The organism is Oribacterium sp. HCP28S3_H8 (assembly GCF_052064775.1).
Classification (GTDB): Bacteria; Bacillota; Clostridia; order Lachnospirales; family Lachnospiraceae; genus Oribacterium.
Genome location: NZ_JBQHUZ010000042.1, coordinates 1 through 354, shown reverse-complemented (window position 1 = coordinate 354; position 354 = coordinate 1). Strand labels below are relative to the sequence as shown.

At 41.2% G+C, this 354-nt stretch carries 1 protein-coding gene; it reads right to left on the bottom strand.

Annotated features, from left to right (window positions below):
- A partial coding sequence (locus ACTNEN_RS13390) for a transposase (protein WP_441206960.1) occupies window positions 1–354 on the bottom strand: 354 nt, incomplete at both ends.

Here is a 354-nt window from a genome sequence, read left to right as displayed (position 1 = left end):
TTCATGAACTGATTCCTCTACCTTTTGAGCTGCTTTTGATAGTTTCATTTTTTTGAGTTTGGCAGCTACCGCCTTTGCTTTTTCAAGAGCTGCATTCTTGTCCTCCTGTGCATGGATGGCCTTCAGCATCTTGGTCACTTCTTTGATGCGTTGCTTCGGCGTTACAGAAAAGACATTACGGTAGAAGTGTACTGTACATCTTTGATATTTAGCATCAGGAAAAACTTGTCCAATAGACTCGACCATACCTAAAGCTTTATCACCGATAACTAGTTTTACGCCATGCAGACCTCTTTCTTTTAGCCAGACAAGAAAGTTTTTCCAACTTTCAAAGTCTTCCTTTAGGCCTTCGGC